This is a genomic window from Brevibacillus laterosporus LMG 15441 (genome assembly GCF_000219535.2).
Lineage (GTDB): Bacteria > Bacillota > Bacilli > Brevibacillales > Brevibacillaceae > Brevibacillus_B > Brevibacillus_B halotolerans.
This window is the reverse complement of sequence record NZ_CP007806.1, coordinates 2,160,024-2,180,640: the sequence shown is the minus strand read 5'-3', so window position 1 is coordinate 2,180,640 and position 20,617 is coordinate 2,160,024. Positions and strand designations below refer to the sequence as shown.

The following is a 20,617-nucleotide window of genomic DNA, read 5'->3' as shown; positions in this document are numbered from 1 at the left end:
AGTTTTGTAGGAACGGATTTTTAGTAACGTACAAAAGCAATGACCGTATCAATAGCAGGAACCGGCAACTCATTCTCTTCCACATGGATGGTACCTGGTAACTCTGGGGTAGGCTCTCCATCAAACCTAAGTGTACAGTGACCCATGCTTTGAAGTGTTTCATTAGCTGTTCCTCCGACTGCTGCAATCCTATACTTTCTATCTCCAACAACCAGAAAATCGCCTGCTTGTACAGGTGCAAACAAATCCGCTTTGGTGTGTAGAACAGCGATATCGTGCAATTCGTCTGGAACATTATCATCAAAAATAATCAGCGTACGCTCTGTTAGAAAGCTTTCGACCAATTCGCCAATTTTGGTGGCTTTTACTTCTAGCAATGTTGTCATTGGTTTCTCTCCTTCACGAATACTCCCTGCGTATTTTTTATCCCACACACAAATGGATTACTTATTCTGAATAAAGTCCAAAGCTGAATAAATAAGCAATCACAACAGCAAGAGGACCTGTAATTAAGCGGGAAATTAAAACCGCTGGCACGCCAACCTCGATTGTTTCCGGCTCCGCTTCTCCCAAAGTAAGTCCTACTGGGACGAAATCACATCCTACCTGCGGATTGATAGCAAATAACGCTGGTAAAGCAAGCTGTGGTGGAATATTTCCTCGACCGATCTCTACACCAATGAGAACACCAACCACTTGAGCAATCACCGCACCTGGCCCTAAAACTGGGGATAAAAACGGCAAAGCCGCAATGATTGACAATAACAAGAGTCCTACTAGATTACCAGCAAGAGGAGAAACAAATCGTGCAATCACATCTCCAATACCGGAATAGGTGATAATGCCGATCAGTGTACTTACAAATGCCATAAACGGTAATATATTTTTAATAACCTGTTCAATTGTTTCACGGCCAGCCTGATAAAAAACATTGACGATGCCTCCCATCACACGCCCAATTTTTTCGATGATAGTAGGTTGTTTGGCGGCTTTCATCTCAGCTACTCTTGCTTTGGCTTCCTCCTTTAATTCCTTCGCGCTTTTACCTGTTAGAGACAATGAAGCCTGAGCTGTATCCGTTTCTGCATTTCCTTTCTCTGCTACCAAAGCTCCTTTTGTTTCTTGCCCTGCGGTTTCGGCTTCCATGATATCCTGTTCACGTACACCAGATACAAAAATCTCTTCTTTAATAAATTGAATGAGCGGTCCAGATGGTGAGGTGGCCGTGATGTCGACAGTCATGACGTTTAAGCGAGGATATACACCGCAACGAGCCGTTCCACCACAATCAATGACCACGCAAGCCATTTCATCTGGTTCCACCTTATTGTTAAACGCATCAACAGCAATACCACCAGTCAACTGAGCAATTTTGTTCGCTACAGGATGGATACCCCCTCCCGTTACGCAAGCGATATATTTCTTTTCATGGGTTGGTAAAATGGTCAGTGGACCACCCCAGCCGCCAGAGCCCTTGACAATATGAACAGCACGGTAGTTTTGCATTTCCGCTCCCTCCTTTTCACCTTCTATACACTTGCTTGTTGAGCTTTGCGTTTTAGCATCATCTTAGTGATATACTCCGTCAATACGCCTCGAATTAGGATCACGATTGCACCAACGATGAAAAAGCGAATGGCGATTGGTCCCAATGTGTAGCCTAATTGCTGAATGCCTGTGGCAATTCCCATATAAACAAATAACTCAGCAGGGTTCGCATGCGGAAACATACCCGTGATCGGATGACACATCGAGACGGCGGAATCATAAAAAGCTGGTTTCTGCTCTTCCTTTAAGAAGCGTCCAAAGGTATATGCCATTGGATTCGTTAGGAAAAACATCGCCATAATGGGAAATACCGTGTAGCGTAACACAATATTTCCTGTACACTTTTGTGCAAAGCGAGCAATTCGCTCCTCACCGCAAAATTTGAGTAATGCGTTTACTGCTGTAATCAGACAAACTAGCGTAGGAATGATCCCTGTTACGAAACCAATAAATGTTTTCCCCCCTTCATTAAACATTCCAATAAATCCTTCAGCCAGATGGATAAGGAAATCCATAGCCATACCCCCTCACAGTTAATGAATTACTCGGAATAACCGAGCTTTTTACCCTTGAAGATAAAAAAACAGGCCGAGTCATGCATCCTTTTTGCATGTACTCGGCCCACGACCCAAGTATGAATCACTACTGTAGTTGTAAAGTTGAAGCTGGGTAAAAATCTATCTAGGTGTTATAGGTGTAATCAATGTAGGTATTGACTTAGCGTCGCCTTCCATAGCTGTTGTGGAAGGGAATGCGGTTTTTGCTCTCTGTAGTTGTTTTCGTTGTAGGTCAATCTGTTGAATCGCTATTTGTAGCGCTTTTTCTTCTGGTGTAACTGGAGTAGCAGGGTAACAATCTTCGAGCTTCTTCCCGATTAGCTCAGGTACTTCCTTGAAGGTAGCAAAAACAGTAACCCCCGTCATTCTCTTGCATCTAGTAATAGATCCATCTGGATGCGTAGTAAGTATGACGACAGAGCCGATCGACAATCTGTTTTTCTGCACTCCAACTCCTAGAAAACCAGCACGTTGCTGTTTCATTTCATCTATGCTTTGACGATAATGTTTCACCTGACGAAGCGTAAAGTAAATTTGGCAAAGCCACATCCCAATGAAAAAGAATAGAAGTGCTCCCCACAAGCCCATCATCGCTCACCTCATTACATTTGTTCTAGTTGCTTACAATTGTAATTTGAAAGCGTTTACTTGTCAAAGGATTTTTAATAAAGAAAAAACGAACCCTCTTTTTCCTTGGGTTCGCTTTCATTCAGGCATTACTTATTTTGGCTGTTTTAAACCGAATTGATTGCCATCCTCGTCTCTAAAAAAGCAAAAGATGCCAAATTCCATTTCATTCGGTTTATCAACGTCTACTCCTTTTGCTTGCAGGTCTTCATACAATTTATAAATATCGTCACATTCAAATACGATGGATGGCTTTAACTCTGCCCAGTTTTTCATCATTGCTTTTGGATAAAGAACGAGGCGTGTCTGGGCATTTTCGGGACCTACTTCCAACCATGTTGCTTTAGGCCCCATAGGAAAGTTAGCATATACAGTAAATCCTACTTTCTCTGTCCAGAAAGCTAGTGCTTTTTGTTGGTCTTCTACGTATACCCCTACCGTTGAAATGTGCTTCATCATAATTATTCACCTAATTTCTATTTGTTAAAAAGTATAATGTCCTTGTATCATATGTGAAATTCGATTCCCTTTGCAAGTCCTGCTACTAATAAAAGACTTCCCAAACTCGCTGGGAAGTCTTACATATTCTTCTATCTGAAATAACTTTCGTCAGCTAGTCATTCACATTTTGATCGTGAATTTCTTTCTTTAGATTTCCAGAGCGGATAAGCTGGACAACTTTCTCAATGTCTCCATCCAATGCCCTATCACGTTCTACAAAGGGTACTTGCTTGCGGATCATATTGTAAATCTTTGTTGTTTGGGGAGACATTTTTTTACTATCACGCAAATCTAATGCCTGACAAAGGGCGATGAGATGAATTGCCGCTACATGTTGGGTCAATTCAACAATGGTACGTGCATCTCGTGAAGAAATTGTGCCCATACTCACCTTATCCTGATTATGGGCTTCTGTAGAACGTGAAAATACACTTACTGGACCACTCATCTTTAAAGCCTCCGCCGTTAAGGCTGAGCTTGCAATTTGCATACCCTTAAATCCATGATGCAAGCCGATCTCGTAATTGTCATTGTTAAAACGCGGAATTAAATTGGGGGTCAAATCCTTATTGAATTTTTCGTCGACCACCAGTTGCAATTGTCGATCTAGTAAATCTGCAATATTTGCAACTGCTACTTTAAGTGAATCCATAGCTTGTACAACATGACCACCATAAAAATTTCCCCCATTGTAAACGTCACGTGTTTCCACATCAAAGATAGGATTATCGTTCGTTGAATTAATTTCCACCTCTAGCCATTTTTTCACCCAATCTAATGTGTCATACAGCACGCCAGTAACATGGGGAGCGCAACGGATCGAATAGCGATCCTGGATGCTTTGTGTTAATTCCAAATAGGCCTTTGAATCCAATTTTTCATTATTCCCTACAATTTGTGAATATTCTTTAGATAATTGAGAGCCTTCTAGCAGGGTATAAATATTTTTCGCACTTGCCATTTGTCCAAGGTGCGGTTTTTGTTCATGAATGAATGAATAAAAGTGTCCTCGGTTTCCAAGCAATGCTTCTGAAGCCATCGCCGTACAAATATCGGCTATAAATGCGATTTCTTCTGCATCCGCGTAAGCGAGACAAGCAAAGGCAGACATAAAAGAGGTCCCATTTACTAAAGCAAGTCCTTCCTTGGCTTCCAAAGTCAAAGGCTCGAGTCCCTCGGCTCCAAGTGCTTCTGCTACCTCACGCTCCTCCCCTTTATACAGAACTTTTCCTTCCCCAACTAATATAGAGGCAAGATAGCTTAACGGTACTAAATCACCACTCGCTCCAACCGATCCGCGTTCAGGAATAATTGGCGTAATTCCCCGTTCCATATACGCTATAAGTTGATGAATGACCTCCAATCGTACCGCTGAATTGCCCTTCACCAAACAATTCGTGCGTATGAGCATAGTTGCTCTTGCCACAGCCTCATCTGCTACTGGACCAACCCCACACGATAGAAATCTAATTAAATTTCGTTGCAAATCCCATGCTTTCTCACCAGAAATTTGTCTGTGTACACTGTCCCCGAAGCCAGTCGTAACCCCATAAATGGGATTATGCTGATTCATAATTTCATGTTTTAGCTCGTTACACTCTTCGATTCTCTTGTTCGCTTCTTCTGATATGTGAAAAGTAAATGCTTCGAAGGTACCTTTCGCCATCTGGGCTACATCTGTTATGGTCAGATCATTTCCATTTAATAGAAGTGTATGCTTTCCATGTAGCATCAACTCTTGTTCGAAAAGGGCTACTTGACTCATTTTCAACCTATCCTCTCTATGTGTATCTGGTTTCTTCTCTATTTCTCAACCGCTTGAAGGTATGAGCACAAGGTGGAAATTTTCACCTGATCATCTTCCATAACCGAAGTGATGAATGTTATGAAAATACGACTTAGCTTCTCTATCGTTTTTTTATCAAAAATATCAGCATTATATTCAAAGATAGGTAAAATGCCTTTCTTACGATCTTCTTCTACATACAGAGCAAGATCAAACTTTGAGATTTTCTTTTCTGTATAGTAGTGGCTCATTTGTAATCCATGTAAATTGATCTCGTGTGTGGAATCCCCAAAATGAAACGTTGTGTTTTGTCTAGGCCATTTTTGAATGGAGAAGCAGGTTTGAAACAAGGGAGTTAAACCTGTTTTGATATCCTGCTCTTCCATCATAAGCGTCATAGGAAAATCCTGATAATCCAGACATTGTTTAATTTGTTCATCAACAAAATGCACCAGCTCAGCATACGTGGCATTTTTCGGCATTTTCAATCGCAATGGAATTAGATTGACAAAAACACCACACGTATTATAATAGCTTGTCGATGCACGTCCATACCTAGGTGTTCCAATTACGATTTCTTCTTGCTGTGAATAACCATGTAAAAACGTGAAATATAAGGAGAGCAGAACTCGATCAAGGGTCGTCTCTTTCTGTTGACAATAAGCAAAAACTTGATCGCTTACTGTTTTCTCAAGACGAAACGATACCGTCCCTCCTTTATACGTACGAACTTGTGGAAAATCTCGATCTGCTGGAAGCTTCAGGACAGGAAGCTCCCCTGACAGCTTTTCTTTCCAAAATAAACGCTGTCTTTCACCTTCTGGACTTTCCAACATTTCGTTTTGGGCTACAACAAAGTCTGAAAACTGTTTTCTGATCGGAGTAAGCTCACATTCCTTTCCTTCCAATAAACTCTTGTATAATAATCCAAAATCATCGATTGTAAGAGAAGCAGACCATCCATCTACAGCAACATGATGCCACACTAAAAGCAAGATAAAATCATCCTCTGAAAAGCGGAACAATCTAATTCGAAAGGGAGGATTTTCTTCCAATTGAAAGGGGCGGTAGGTTTCCTCACTTAAAAACTGTGTTACGAGCTCTTGTGACCAATCGCTAGCATCCACCACTTCAAAATCCAGAATCGCTTCCTCATATACTTTATGCACCGGCTCATCCTCCATGAGAAAATTGGTACGGTACATTTCATGTCGCTTGATCACCTGTAAGAAGGCTTCCTTCATGACATCTATATTGATCTTGGAATGTATACGGTAAAGGATTTTTTCATTGTTTCCATAGGAATCAGGAAGCAGGGCATAATGTTGATAAAATACACTCTGCACTTTTGATAACGGATACGTTTTAATCACCGTTTTTTTCACCAATGTAACCATCCCCTATTCATGTTCTTGTAAATACTGAAGTAGAATGCGATTAAACTCCTCGTAATGAGTGATATTACATCCATGACCACCGTTGATCTCGACTAGTGTAGCTTGCGGAATTTTTGTTACTAATTGATTTGTTTGAGAATAAAAGCCCATGATGTCTCGTTTCGCTGATACGATCAATGTTGGCACAGTAATATCTTTCAGGATTTTGTAGGTATTTAATTTACCTTGTCTTTCGATCTCGTTATATTGGAAGGCAACTGGATTTACAAATTTACTGGCTTGAATCAGTTCATACGCACCTTGTCGATAATTCACATAGAAATCAAGTGCAAAGGCATCCTTTAAGGATTGTTCATCCCATAATTGATTCATGTCGCAGAAACTTGTTGCCAATGCTAAGGAAACAACCTTTTCAGGGAATTTCGCTGCAAAGGTCTGGGCAAGCATTCCTCCCCAGGAAGTTCCCACCACATAAAGAGGAGAAGGTATTTGTAAGATATCTAATACCTCACAAACCGTACTTGAAATACCCTGAAACGTAAGATCGCCGTTATCTTCACTTAAACCGACTCCTGGTGGGTGGATAATAATGAATTGACAGTCCTCTCGCAGTTCCTTTATTTGGTAGTACCATTGAGAAGCAGTTAAACCGAAACCGCAGAATAACAGAACCGTTTTTTTCCCTTTTCCACAGATAACCACTTCAATCTGTCGGGAGGTTTGCGTGCGAATTAGTAAATGCAGGATATCATTTTCTTGTTCTCTCAATGACTGAACCTCTGTGATAGTTGATGGATGTCTACTGATCGGCTGTCCAGCTTTCATGTTTTTCCAGTAGGTTTTCAAATCTTCTGGAAAAGTAACATGATCACAGCATATTCTCGTTATGACACTAGCTGTTTCTTCCTCTTGTTCTGCACGCAATGCATTTAGCTTTTGAATTTGGCTCCTAATAGCACGCTCCTCACCATATAACACGATCGTTTGCGTGCTGTGTTGTGATAAGATATGGTCCAGTGCTACTAATCCTTCGGTACTTGGCAATACAGATAACCCTGTTGAAGCACTCATCATTTGTAACAGGTCTTCCTGAAGCTGCATTCCACCATCTGCCCATAGTGGCCAGTTAATCGTAAAGGTTTGGCCGCATCTCTTGCCGCTATTGACCAGTTCCTGTCGCTTTAGGGCAAACAAATCCATAGATGCGTTGGCACAAGCATAATCAGCTTGACCTACATTTCCCATAATGGCTGAAACTGATGAAAAGAGAACGAAATATTCCAATTCATCATCCTCGGTGGCCCGATCTACATTCCACGTTCCCTTCCATTTTGGTGAGAGCACAGCTTGCAAATTATTGGAATCCTTATGAAGGAGTAATCGGTCTTGAATCACGCCAGCACAATGAAAAATACCTGTGATCGGTCCAAGCTCTTCTCTAATAGACTGAAAAGCTTGAGCCGTGTCTGCCTGTATGCATAAGTCTACTTCTAGATAACGTACGTCCGCTCCCAGTTCCATTAAGCGATAGATCTGTTGCTGTTTCTTTTGATCCAACCGGGAACGTCCCAATAAAGCAAGCTTGATACCCACCTGCTGTGCCAGATGACTGGCGATTAAATACCCTAAGCCACCTAAGCCGCCTGTAATAACATATACACCATGCTCCATGACATAATGAGATCGGGGGGGAGATTTAGGAGTCATTTCTCTTAGCTGATAAACATACCGGCTTACGTCCTTACCACGATACTGAATGCTAGCTACCCCTTCATCGTGGCAACGTGCCTCTTTTTCCAGCAAGACTGCGATTTCATGTGCAGGTGTCTTATTCAAATTCTCAAAATGAATGATTTGACTGTGTATTTTTGGTTGTTCTAGGTAGGCTGTCCTGAGCATTCCTTCTAAAGCTTCAGCGTATTGATCTACTTCACCTGAACCAGCGACAATCTGAATGAGAATGTCCGTTACCGGTTTTTGCTGTAACAGTTCCTGAATGTGCAGAAGACATTCCTTGCACTTAGCTTGAAATTGATCAATCAGGTCCACCCCATCGGATTTCAAGGCAAACACATTCTCAAGCTGCATATGTCGCTTCAATTCAGCTTGTAGGCCCCTATCATCATGAAATAAAAGAACAACTTGCTTGCGACTGATAGCGGAAGAGCGAGTTTCCTTGAGCCCTAGCTTTTTCCAGTGTCGATTAAAATAAAGCACGGTAGCTTGCTCAGCTTGTAATTTGCTCGACAGAGGCGACACAGCTATTTCTTTTGTATCCACTTTAGCTTCCGCTATAAAAGCTCCCCCCCAATTTTCCTGCAAATAATCAGACAGCTTGGCGACTGTTGAATATTCAAATAATAGAGTTGGATAGAGGGGTGCATCTACCTTTTTCTCCAAGACTTTGACAAGACTTAGTAAATGTGTTGAGTCTAATCCTAATTCATAAAAGCCTGTATGCAACGGGATGTCTTTAGGATTTGTTTGTAGTACGGAGGCGATTTCTTGTTGTAGGTATGAGTGGATCAAATCCGCACGTGATTCTGGCGGTTTAGCGGTACCATGTTCTGTCACAAAAACTGGTTCAAAATGATCTAGCAAATATTGCGATAGACGTTCTACTGTCGAATATTCGAATAGCAGAGTCGGGTACAGAGCTGTCTTTACTTTGTTCTCCAGGACCTTTACAAGCCCTAGTAATTGCGTAGAATCTAGTCCCAACTCATAAAAGCCTGTGTTCGTTTGCACACTCTCTGCATGTATTTTCAGCACGTCTGCTATTTCCTGCTGTAAATATCTTTGAATAGAGGCTAGATGAGGACTCTCTCTTCCTTGGTGGATGGTCTTTGTTGTCTGTATCATCTCACTCTGTTCAACTGCATGCGCAATGGAATGAGTCTTTGCGATGTCATTAATATGCAGGGAGCGTGTTTCTGTTAATTTTTTTATAAGCTGTGGCTCCCTAACTCGTTTTACAGTGAATGTATTATATTCGGCTAATATATCACCTCCTTCATTAAAAATAGTAATATCACGAGATACAATATCTGGGGCAGATGATATCTTTTCTTGCGTTTTTGTCTGCTCGGTGTACGTATAAACCTTATTTGGCAAAGGCTTATAGATACAAAACCGTTCAAGCATAAATGGTATATAAGGCGTATTCTTCTGAAAAATATTGTATTGCATCCCCGTTACCATAAAAGACGCTCCAGCTAAACATGATCCATCTAAAAAAGCGGCATGGGCATAAAATTGATCGAGGTAGGATTCTGCTAGGCTACTAAGTCTAAGCTCCATTAATTCCTGATTCCCCCATTGATACACCGTGCCTTCCGTTTTCATGAAAGTATCATGGAAGATTTTCGTCTTTCGCACTAAATCGTACATTTGATCCATATCCCACTGCTTGGTGGATTGCTTCATGAAGGCTTGCACATCGAATGCTTGGGAGTTATTCCTATTATTCATGACATACATAAAGCATTCCATGTTTACTTCCATTTGCTGATCAATAATCACGTCATCTTTTATTTTTTGGCTGGTGATCGTCACTTTCCAGTAAGAATCAATAGGTGTAAACGTAACATAAATATTCTTGTCAAAATCCTCTGATGTCACGATAGGCTGCTTGAACAAAACCTGTCTCAACTCTATAGGCTGTTTATCGAGATACAGAGCCGCTACACGATAAACCATATCCATGAGAGCTAAGCCTGGAACGGCACAAATGCCATGAACACGGTGATCTTGTACTAAATAGTGACTATGATACAATCGCTGTAAAAAAGTCTCTTGTACTTGTGTTTGCTTCATCTCATTTATTCTCCCCTACGCTCCACTCGGATCGGCTTATAATAGGCAAGGTTTTCCTCGGTTCGTTTGTTATTTCGTTCATGTTCTCCTATATTAACTGCCTCTTGCCTTCCTTCTGGCCAGTATCTTCTTCTTTGGAATAATATGTTTGGATTGATACTTTCCAGAGGTACTCGATGTGTTCGGGGAATACCTTCATTACTCACAATGATATGAGCATTGTTTCCGCCCAATCCAAACGCACTAATTCCTGCTCGTAAAACAGCATATTTACTTGTCCATTTCATTGGCTCCTGCACGATAAAAAATGGTGAATCCTCAAAATGAAAACGTGGATTCGGGTGTTCACAATGCAAGGTGGCAGGAAGCTCCTCATGAACAAGCGATAACAATACCTTAATAAAGCTGGCTACCCCTGCAGCACTCATCAAATGCCCGATGTTACTTTTCACACTGCCCACACCACAAAATTGCTTTTGCATCGTGTGCTTCTTAAATACTTGGGTCAAAGCTTTTAATTCAATCGGGTCTCCAATTAAAGTGCCAGTACCATGTGTTTCCACATAGCTTATGGTCTCAGGGTTTATTTTTGCATCTACAATCGCTTTTTCAATCAATTCTCTCTGCGCCTCTGGATTTGGAGTTGTAATGCCCATTGTGTTGCCATCATTATTAATCGCTGAGCCCTCAATCACGCCATAAATTTTATTGTTATCTCGGATGGCTTGCTGTAGAGGCTTTAAAATGAGGACTCCGCAGCCTTCTCCTAGACCTATTCCATCGGCTTCGGCGCTAAAGGTTTTGCAACGCCCATCCGGGGATAATACATTAGCTGCACTCATAGCAAGATAAGGTGATTCATCTAATAGAATGTCTACTCCCCCTGCTAAAGCAAGCTCACTCTCTTTATTTTGAATGCTTCTTACAGCAAGATGAATAGCTGTTAATGAACTTGAGCAAGCCGTGTCAATCACCATGTTAGGTCCTTTAAAGTTATATACATGGGCTAAATGCGCTGCAATGAAGTTTTGCCCGGTTCCCACAATGGTATCCTTCGTGCTTTGATCCAGCTTTTGAGAAAAATTGCTAGCTCTCGAACCTACAAAAACTCCTACTTGCTTATTCCACAGTTCTTTTTCCTTGTAACCAGCATCAAGAAGCGCTTCTGCACTCACCTCTAACAATTGTCGTTGCAATGGATCAATTTGAGTGGCTAAGGATTTTGAAATATGGAAATAATCAGGATCAAAATCCTCAATTGAATCTAGGAAGCCTCCCCATTTCCTTTTCGTTTTTCCTTCGGTGTAATCGTGTAAGGTGTATAACTTTTTACTATCCCAACGAGATTTTGGTATTTCACGAATACTGTCCTTTCCCGCCATTAGATTTGCCCAATATTCTCTTGCATTCTTCGCATCTGGAAAATGACAAGCTATGCCGATGACAGCAATTTTATCCGTATGATTCAGCTTATTTTCATGTTCATCGATTACATCGGATCGTTCTGATTCTGCGACGCGATTATGTTCAATCATAGGTGTTACATGAGTCTTTTTCCTTTTGATTGAGAATAATGTCGCTACTACATCTGGGTAGGTTTCGATCAAATAGGCAGCCAGACGTCCTATTGTTGGATATTCCAGCAGGATAGAAGGATCTAAGGCCACAACCTTTAATTCACGGTCCATTTTCGTAATAATTTGTGCTAATAAGATAGAATCCATGCCATATTCTTGAAATAGGCTATCAGCATCCAACTGGGAAGCATCTAGCATGAATTCCTTTGAAAATAAGGTGAGTAGCCACGCTTGAGTTTTCTGCATTAGCTCGTCGTGAGCAAATTCCTCGTTAGTCAGGATTTCTTGCTTTCCCTGAGCATGCTGTTCACCAGTAACTTTTTTCTGCGTTTGCATAAGCGTTTCTGGCTTCCAAATTGCCTCTTGAATCATAGCGGGAAGAATAACCGGTCCCAGCTTATTAGCTAAAATCTGATCAAGGAGGGAAAGCCCTTCTTTATTTGTCATACTGAGCATTCCAGATTGTTCATAAGCGCTACTTTTCACTTCTCCCATACCAGTCTCTTTCCAGCTTGGCCATTGAATGCTCACAATTGGGCAGGAATGGGCATGAGCTTCACTAAAATAGTCCATATAGGCATTCGCCATCGCATAATCGCTTTGACCCGCTCCTAAGCTAGGAACAATGGCAGAAACGGATGAAAACAATACAAAGAATTGTAATGGCTCTTTTTTGAGACTGTTGTAGAGTATGTTTAATCCTTGAATCTTAGGTTCTAGCACTTGATTGATTGTTTCTAAGGATTTTCGAATAAATGCCGGGTTTTCTAGATCTACAGAGCCCGCACAATGAATAACCCCGCCTATTGGCCCCATCGTGCGTTTCACTTTCTCTACACTACTGCGTACCTCATCCTTGTCTGATAAAGCGATGGACAATACTTGGATTTTGGCTCCTAACTGTTCCAATTGTTCAATGGTTCTAATTTTATGAGCCGTAGATGATTGTTGTTCCTTATATAAATCCCATGCTTCCCGCGGCGGCAACGATTCCCGCCCAGTTAGCACAATTTGCTTCACACCATAGTTTTCCACAAAATGCCTTGCACATAATAATCCGAGTCCTCTTGTTCCTCCTGTAATCCATAACACATGGGTAGACGGGAAATTCTGCTTTTGACTTTTTTCCATTTTGCTGTGTTCTACATCCAGATAAGCACGGTATCGCTGTCCATCCCGGTAACAAACCTCCACATCCTGACTTTCTGCAAATAGCTCCTCGACGATTTGATCTGCTAGCACATGATCCTCAAGATGTCGTTCTACATCCATATGTCTTGAACAAACATAGCTGTATTCACTTTGTAACGTACGATACAACCCAACCCGTGAAGCTCCTGCTACATTTATTGAGCCATTTTTAAAAGATTCCAGCCCTTTTGTGACACATAAAAGCACGATAGCTTCTTTTTTTCCTAGCCCGATTATATGTTGAAGTGTGAATAGCCAACGCATATCGGTCTGATTTGTAGCGCCACATCCAGCTAGATCAATAATACCGGCATATTTTTTCCACTCTTCTTGTGATTGGTCTAGCTTTCGTGGCATTTCATACATATTTATGATTCGTGTATTTGTAATACGTTCGGAGATTCGCTTCGCTAGCGCCTCTGTTTCATTCGTTGTTAAAATGGCAATGGTTCCATGTAATTCCTTCGATTTAGTTACACTAGCTAGCTTCCAATGCTTTTTGACAAAGCAAGTCGCACGTGATGTTATTTTGCTGTGATGACTTGATTCCGTTAAGGCCTTTCCAAAGGTAGATGCTGAACCCTTGCGAGATGGAGAAATCCAATATGGTTCTTTGGCAAAAGGATAGGTGGGCAAACTTATTCTCCGGGGCTTATTTTCCCGATATAATTCGTTCCAGTCTATATTCAAGCCCTTTACCCATAAGCGCAGTAATTTTGCATATTTTTTACGCTCTATCCACTTTTGAACTGCCTCTTGTAATTCTTCATCGGCAAGAAAGATAGATACTGTCTCTTTATTTTGTTTCACTTGCCCTTGGTACACATTTTCTATATTCGCTTGATTATTACACAGGCCCCTAAGCTTCTCTTCAAGCTCACCGATAGATTCCACAATCATTCCTAGACGTTCTTCCATTGCCTCTCTTCCTGTTTGTAACGTATACGCTATATGTGGCAAATCACGATCGGTATAGGCTTGCTCCTGAAGTGCAGCCAATAATTGGTTACCCTGCTCCTTCAAGCGTTCTTCATTCTTGGCAGAAAGAACAATGATGACAGGATGGTTGTCGTGTGAACCGCTAGATTGAGCTTCTTCGTGTGGGATAAATTCCTCCACGATTACATGTGCATTTGCTCCTCCCGCTCCGAAGGATGATATACCCGCAATTCTGGGGCATTCTTGGGCTACCCCATTTATTTCGATGACAGGTCTCTTCCATTCGCTGAGCTTTTGTTGAACCGTGAAGGGAGTTTTGGCAAAATTGATATTTGGGTTTAATTCCTGGGCATGCAAACTTGGAACTAGCTGCTGATGCTTCATTTGAAGAATAATTTTTGTTACCCCTGCTATACCTGCTGCGGCCTCTAAATGACCAATATTACTCTTCACAGAGCCAATTGCACAGAAGTTCGTATCTTGCGTATCTTTACTAAAGGCCTGCTGAAGGCCTGTAATCTCTATTGGATCTCCTAACTCCGTCCCAGTGCCATGAGCTTCGATACAACTGATCGTTCGAGCATCTATACCTGCTTTCTCCATTGCTTCTCGTACAAGCTCACCCTGGGCTACTGGATTTGGTACTGTATACCCATTTGTTTTTCCTCCATGATTAATGCTCGTTGCACGGATTAAGGCATGAACCTGATCACCATCTTCAAGAGCTTTTGAAAGAGGCTTTAATAAAACCGCACCTACCCCTTCCCCAGGAACAAAACCATCGGCAGCTTGTCCAAAGCTTTTGCATTTTCCTTTTGCAGAAAGCATTTGTTGGCCACATAATTGAATGTAAGTAGATGGATGCAAATATAGATTAACCCCACCGGCTATAGCCATGTCACATGCTCCATGACGGATATGCTCACACGCTTCGTGTATAGCTGTTAGAGAGGAGGAACACATCGTATCGATTGGCATGCTTGGGCCTTTTAGGTTAAGTAAATACGATACTCGATTCGCAATAGAACTAAATGAGGTATACGGGAATAACTCCTCCCCCTGCTCCCATAGCGGTGGACCATATAACTGGAACCCTGTCTTCGTAACGCCAGCAAATACACCCACTCGTCCCTTATGTCGCGATGCTAGTAGCTCCTTGGTATATCCTGCATCCTCTAGAGCTTCCCAGCAAGTCTGAATGAATAAACGTTCCTGCGGGTCCATATTCATTGCTTCACGAGGTGAGATAGAAAAGAACAAAGGATCAAAACTGGCGAAATCTTGGAGAAAGCCACCCCATTTGCAATAGCTTTTTCCCTTAGCAAAAGCGTCTTTTCGATTCGGATCATAGAACGTTTCCGTTGACCAGCGCTCCTCCGGGATTTCTACGATACAATCCTTACCCTGAGTAAGGTTATGCCAGAATTGTTGCAAAGTGCTTGCCTGCGGATAATGACCACTCATGCCAATGATCGCAATTGGTTCAAGCTGATCTGGCGTATTTTGCTCCATGGGCACATAGCTAGGTAATTGTTTTGTTTGATTACTAGTGATTTGTTGACTCGGTAATTCTTTTATCATACCTTGGTCTGGTGCTGGTATCTGTGTCTCAATCTTCCGTGTCTGAGCTAGTCCTGTCCATTCCAGACACTGCTCCAGATTCTGTTGAGTAAAATATTGCGTTAATTCCTGCACGGTTTGATATTCATAGAAAATCGTTTTTGAGCATTCCCCAAAGATGCCTTCCAGCTTTTGATTCAGCTCCATAATGACCAGTGAATCAATTCCATATTGATCTAAAGTCTCGAAAGCATTAATTTGGTCAACACTTATCTTTAACTGTTCCCCAAGCAGATTTTTCAATTTCATCTGGGTTCTTTCCTCTAGAACAGCCTTGTCGATCTGAGGAACAGCTTGCTTCATAGTAGTCTCCATTTTCATCGCTTGCTTTGTCGTAAAATAAGACCTAAGCTTAGGAACATCTCCCTGTAAAAGCACCAATCTATTCCTTTTAGCTGTAAACATTTGATAGATATTTTCAATGCCAGTTTTAGATTCAATCCCAATCATACCGGTACTATTCCGTAACATTTTTTCCGTTTCCAGGTCAACATGCATACCGCCTTCCTTCCAAAGCGGCCAGTTAATGGAGTAGGTCAGACCCTTACGCTGATCTGCATGAGCCAGTTGATTCCGATACTCAGCGTAGTTGTCCATAAACGCATTCCCCATCGCATAATCTGCTTGTCCAGGATTGCCAATGGCTCCTGACATGGATGAAAATAAAAGGAAGAAATCCAATGGAATGTCTTGGGTAGCTTCATCCAAGTAAATGGTTCCTGCTACTTTGGGAGAAAGGACGTTTATTACCTCATCCGTATTTTTCTTCAAAATATAATTATCTTGAATGATTCCCGCACTATGAATAATCCCATGTAGACTTCCAACCTGTTCCTTAATTTGTGTAACCAAGTTCTCTACTTCATCCTTTTTCGACATATCAGCTTGCTTATAAATAATTTTGGCACCTAATGATTGCAGTTCCTGTAACTTCGCTGTTTTCTCTTCCTTCCATTCAGACCTGCCAGTGAGAATTACCGTTACATTTTTGCTTTTTTGCACAATTTCTTCTGCAAAAATAAGTCCTATTCCGCCAGCTCCACCCGTTATAAGATAGACGCCCTGATCCTTCCAAGGAATCGTAACGGCTTTCGCTACGTCTTCGCGTTCCTTCCAACTAGCGACCCACCGTTTGCCTTTTTCATATCGAATATGCCTGTCTTCAGGATATTGCTTTTCATTGATTATTTTTTCAATCAGTTCGGTGTGGCTGACTCCTTGCTCGATTTCAATCATTTGTCCAAGAATTTTGGGATTTTCCAATCTGGCTGTTTGCAATAATCCTACAAGTCCTGAAAAAACCTGCTGTTCTCCTTGATAAGAGCCAACGATTTGAATCAAAACATTCCCTTTTGGTTTGGACTGGATCATTTGCTGTACGGTTTGAAAAGCTTCCACAGCATAACACTCAAACCTTTGTTCGAGCCTGGTCTTATCTGAATGTAACGGGATAAAGGTAATCCCATTTGATTGTGCTACTAACTGAGCATGTAAATGGGCAAATGGTTCACCAAGCATTACAAGGTGCTGATCGTAATTAGGTACGTGCTTTTTTTGAATGATTTGTTGTTCCTGCCAGACTGGCTCAAGAACTATCTTGTTGATCGGCCCAACATTTTTAGGCTGATTATCCTCTTCTTCTGGTATCCAATAACGCTCCTTTGCAAACGGATAGGTTGGAAGAGGGATTCTCGAATAATGATTTTGTAAAAATAATGGCTCAAATTCTAACTCATAGCCTTGCGTATACAGGGACGCCACGGTAGACAAATGTTGTAGATAAGCATTGGCATCTGTTTCAATCTTTACTTTTTGAATGCATTCATTCCCATATTGCTTCATCGCTATTTGTTCGTGCTGCCCCTTTTTATCGACAACAGAAGCATATACCCCAGTTGCTTCCCCTGTTTCTATCCATTTTTTTAAGGCATCCACAAGCTCATTCTGCTCATGCACAACACAAGCTAGACGATGAGTACAGTGTTTTCTTCCCATGAGTAATGTATAGCTCATATTGCCATAATCAATCTGATCCGTATGTTCACAATACTTGATGAGTTGTTTCACCTGCTGATGTAGCTGATCTGCTGTACGAGCAGATAAAGTGATTACATAGCCTGGTTTGATTTCAGAAGTCTTCTTTACATATGGCGCTTCTTCAATAACCATGTGTGCATTTGTACCACTAAATCCAAAGGAGCTGATGGCGGCGCAACGTTTCATGCTTGGTTTCACAGACCAATTGCTAAGCTTGGTATTTACATAAAAGGGACTTTCTTGGAAATTAATATTCGAATTACCGTTCTCAAAATGCAGTGTTGGTGGAATTTGTTTTTGCTGTAAGGACAACAAGATTTTAATAAGTCCTGCTACCCCTGCCGCAAAGGTTAAATGTCCTATATTACTTTTTATTGATCCGATTGCACAATAATTTTTCTCATTTGTATAGTTGCTAAAGGCTCGTGTCAACGCCCTATATTCGATGGGGTCACCAAGCTTTGTTCCTGTGCCATGCGCTTCAACCATTTGGATGTGCTGTGGATTAATTTGAAACGTATCATATACTTCTCGCTCTAAACGTTCCTGGGATTTCGCACTGGGTGCTGTAATTCCATTGGTAGTCCCATCTTGATTAATAGCTGAGCCACGAATAACCCCATAAATATGATCACGGTCAGCTATCGCATCTGAAAGTCGTTTAAGTACAACCACCCCTGCTCCTTCACCAAGCACAAAGCCATCAGCACGCTCGTCAAATGTATAGCAGCGGCCTGTAGGAGATAACATTCCAGCACGATTTGTAAATTGATAGATTCCCGGTGTTGATTGAATGAATACGCCACCCGCTATGGCCATCTCCGTTTCGTTTGCCCATAAACCCTGACAGGCTAGATGAATGGCTACTAGAGAGCTTGAGCATGCTGTATCTACAGCGATGGCCGGACCCTGCAAGTCCAAATAGTAAGCAATTCGTGCCGGAATGATGGAATTAGCCGTACCCCAGAAGGCCTGTGGTGGTGGATTATGGCCAAGTAGCTGTTGGTAATCATTCGCACCGCATCCTACGTAGATGCCGCATTTTTTCCCTTGAACACCCGCACCAGCATATCCCGCGTCCTCTAAGGCCTTCCACGTTTCTTCTAAAAAGATTCGTTGCTGTGGGTCCATATATTCAGCCTCAGAGCCTGAGATATTGAAAAAAAGTGGATCAAACCGATCGATATGTTCTAAGAAGCTGCCTTGATGACAGTCGCTCATACCCTGCTTATTATATTCAGATAAATCCCAGCGAGATACTTCTCCGACTAAATCGCTGCCACTAGCAAGATGCTTCCATAAATCTTGGACTGTTTCTGATCTTGCGAATCGCCCACTCATACCAATGATAGCTATATCCGTTTGATTCCTTGTATTTGTAACACCACTGTCAGATTCAGTTTCGCCAATTGAAACAGGCTGAGAAGTCATATCTTCTTGATATTTTGTTTCCTCTGCCAGCATCGTGATTGGTGTTGCATCCTGTTCTATATTTTTAGATAACTTCTGCATGATGACCGTTTTATACTCCGCAATAATATGCGAAGCTAATAAAGTGACTGAGCTATAATCAAATAACGTAGTCGTATCTAATGTAATATGCAAGGCTTGATTAATTGCTTGTACCAGCTTTACCCCTGTAATGGAATCTACTCCATAATCAGAAAACGATTCATGCTGATCAATCATGTGAGCATCAATTAGTAGTGATTCTGAAAGCTTTTGAATAATCGTGTTCCTAACAGAATCAAGCATTTTAGCTTCGATTTCCTGATGCTCTGTAGAGGCAACTCTTTGTTGGTTGGATGCCGCAGGCTTTCTCTCATTTCTTTTTTGATCCGTGCTTGCTTGTTTTTGAAAGTCTTGTTTGTATCGTATAAGTCCATCACTTTTGGCAGAAACAATTTGTTGACCCAGCTCCTGTGCATCAATAGTCGGAAATGAGACAAAGGTAAAGCCTTCTACTGTTAATGCCTTTTTCCATCCTTCTGCACTTAGCCCTGGGCAGCCTGGGATTCGCAGTTTCGCATCTTCATATAGCCACCATCCCTCTAGTAGCCCAAATGTAAGATGGTGAAACAATGTCTTCTCTGTGATTTCATTTATGACAATGATTCCATTTCTCTTTAACAAGGCTTTTGCATGTCTTAGCGTTTGATGGATGTTGGGAGTTGCATGCAGAACATTAGCAGCGATGACCACATCATAACCACCTATATCTACCTTCTGCTCGGTGACCGATTTATTGATATCTAGCATTTTAAAGGTTAAAAAAGGATGGCTAAGCTCATATTCCTTTGCTCCATGCATGAGAAACGCTTTGGAAATATCCGTATAGCAGTATTCCTGAATGTAGTCGTGATAGGGTGTTAATGTTTGTAAAACGCTAGCGCTTGTACCTCCTGTACCGGCTCCAATTTCTAATATTCGAAGCTTCACATTGGATTTGTGGTCTATCTGATCCTGTACATAAGAAATGACGGTATGAGCTAGCACATTATTAAAATAATCTGCCATCTGATTATGTTTATAAATTCCCTCAACCAGTTCCATAGAGGAATGAGGAAACATGATATCGGTAGCTTTTTTTGATCCAGTCAAAATATCGGGCAATGCACGTAGCATTGTTTCAGCTAATAGTACCTTCGCCTTTATGCTACTGTCCTTCATCCACTCACGCTTCTTAGTCTCCCACTCGTTCCAGAGTAATTCCTGGGCTACTAGAGCTTCGCCACATACGTGAAATGTTTCTTCCGTTTGTTTGATATACTGCTCCTCAGCCAAAAAATCTAAACTTACCTTCAGCCATTTGTCATAAAAATCCGGTAATTCGGTTTGCGCTTGAAAACGAGAGGGAGATTTCCTTGAGAGTAAACCCATATTTGACAATTGAGCCATCAGCAGCTTCAACAATAATCCCTGGATTACTTCCATTTGTTGTTTCTCTTCATATATTTCTTTACGTTGGAATGCTTGCATGTTCATCTCTCCACACATCAAGATTCGATAAGCTAAAAACCT

At 41.5% G+C, this 20,617-nt stretch carries 9 protein-coding genes; all 9 read right to left on the bottom strand.

Annotated elements, in window-relative coordinates:
• Nucleotides 1–20: 20 nt before the first annotated feature.
• On the bottom strand, nucleotides 21–386 hold the full coding sequence (locus BRLA_RS10020) for a PTS glucitol/sorbitol transporter subunit IIA (RefSeq protein WP_003337224.1): 366 nt from the start codon (nucleotides 384–386) through the stop codon (nucleotides 21–23).
• 61 nt (nucleotides 387–447) lie between these two features.
• Nucleotides 448–1,506, bottom strand: a complete 1,059-nt coding sequence (gene srlE / locus BRLA_RS10015; protein WP_003337223.1) for a PTS glucitol/sorbitol transporter subunit IIB — start codon at nucleotides 1,504–1,506, stop codon at nucleotides 448–450.
• A 23-nt stretch (nucleotides 1,507–1,529) separates the two neighbouring features.
• A complete protein-coding gene (srlA, locus tag BRLA_RS10010) occupies nucleotides 1,530–2,063 on the bottom strand; it encodes a PTS glucitol/sorbitol transporter subunit IIC (RefSeq protein ID WP_003337222.1) in 534 nt (177 codons plus the stop codon).
• A gap of 162 nt (nucleotides 2,064–2,225) precedes the next feature.
• On the bottom strand, nucleotides 2,226–2,696 hold the full coding sequence (locus tag BRLA_RS10005; RefSeq protein ID WP_041752086.1) for a transcriptional regulator GutM: 471 nt from the start codon (nucleotides 2,694–2,696) through the stop codon (nucleotides 2,226–2,228).
• A gap of 129 nt (nucleotides 2,697–2,825) precedes the next feature.
• On the bottom strand, nucleotides 2,826–3,191 hold the full coding sequence (locus tag BRLA_RS10000; protein ID WP_003337220.1) for a VOC family protein: 366 nt from the start codon (nucleotides 3,189–3,191) through the stop codon (nucleotides 2,826–2,828).
• 154 nt (nucleotides 3,192–3,345) lie between these two features.
• Complete coding sequence (locus BRLA_RS09995) at nucleotides 3,346–4,998, bottom strand: aromatic amino acid ammonia-lyase (RefSeq protein WP_003337219.1); 1,653 nt, start codon at nucleotides 4,996–4,998, stop codon at nucleotides 3,346–3,348.
• A 38-nt stretch (nucleotides 4,999–5,036) separates the two neighbouring features.
• Nucleotides 5,037–6,416: a condensation domain-containing protein gene (locus BRLA_RS09990; RefSeq protein WP_041752084.1), complete on the bottom strand. Its 1,380-nt coding sequence runs from the start codon at nucleotides 6,414–6,416 to the stop codon at nucleotides 5,037–5,039.
• Between the two features lie 3 nt (nucleotides 6,417–6,419).
• A complete protein-coding gene (locus BRLA_RS09985; protein ID WP_003337217.1) occupies nucleotides 6,420–10,232 on the bottom strand; it encodes an alpha/beta fold hydrolase in 3,813 nt (1,270 codons plus the stop codon).
• Between the two features lie 5 nt (nucleotides 10,233–10,237).
• The gene (locus tag BRLA_RS09980; protein ID WP_003337215.1) at nucleotides 10,238–20,575 is read right to left on the bottom strand and encodes an SDR family NAD(P)-dependent oxidoreductase; all 10,338 of its coding nucleotides are present in this window, start codon (nucleotides 20,573–20,575) and stop codon (nucleotides 10,238–10,240) included.
• Between the last annotated feature and the right edge of the window lie 42 nt (nucleotides 20,576–20,617).

What these genes read in the sequence shown, in the direction of transcription:
- BRLA_RS10020 (WP_003337224.1), bottom strand. Translation starts at nt 386, where the DNA reads ATGACAACATTGCTAGAAGTAAAAGCCACCAAAATTGGCGAATTGGTC.
- srlE (WP_003337223.1), bottom strand. Translation starts at nt 1,506, where the DNA reads ATGCAAAACTACCGTGCTGTTCATATTGTCAAGGGCTCTGGCGGCTGG.
- srlA (WP_003337222.1), bottom strand. Translation starts at nt 2,063, where the DNA reads ATGGATTTCCTTATCCATCTGGCTGAAGGATTTATTGGAATGTTTAAT.
- BRLA_RS10005 (WP_041752086.1), bottom strand. Translation starts at nt 2,696, where the DNA reads ATGATGGGCTTGTGGGGAGCACTTCTATTCTTTTTCATTGGGATGTGG.
- BRLA_RS10000 (WP_003337220.1), bottom strand. Translation starts at nt 3,191, where the DNA reads ATGATGAAGCACATTTCAACGGTAGGGGTATACGTAGAAGACCAACAA.
- BRLA_RS09995 (WP_003337219.1), bottom strand. Translation starts at nt 4,998, where the DNA reads ATGAGTCAAGTAGCCCTTTTCGAACAAGAGTTGATGCTACATGGAAAG.
- BRLA_RS09990 (WP_041752084.1), bottom strand. Translation starts at nt 6,416, where the DNA reads ATGGTTACATTGGTGAAAAAAACGGTGATTAAAACGTATCCGTTATCA.
- BRLA_RS09985 (WP_003337217.1), bottom strand. Translation starts at nt 10,232, where the DNA reads ATGAAGCAAACACAAGTACAAGAGACTTTTTTACAGCGATTGTATCAT.
- BRLA_RS09980 (WP_003337215.1), bottom strand. Translation starts at nt 20,575, where the DNA reads ATGCAAGCATTCCAACGTAAAGAAATATATGAAGAGAAACAACAAATG.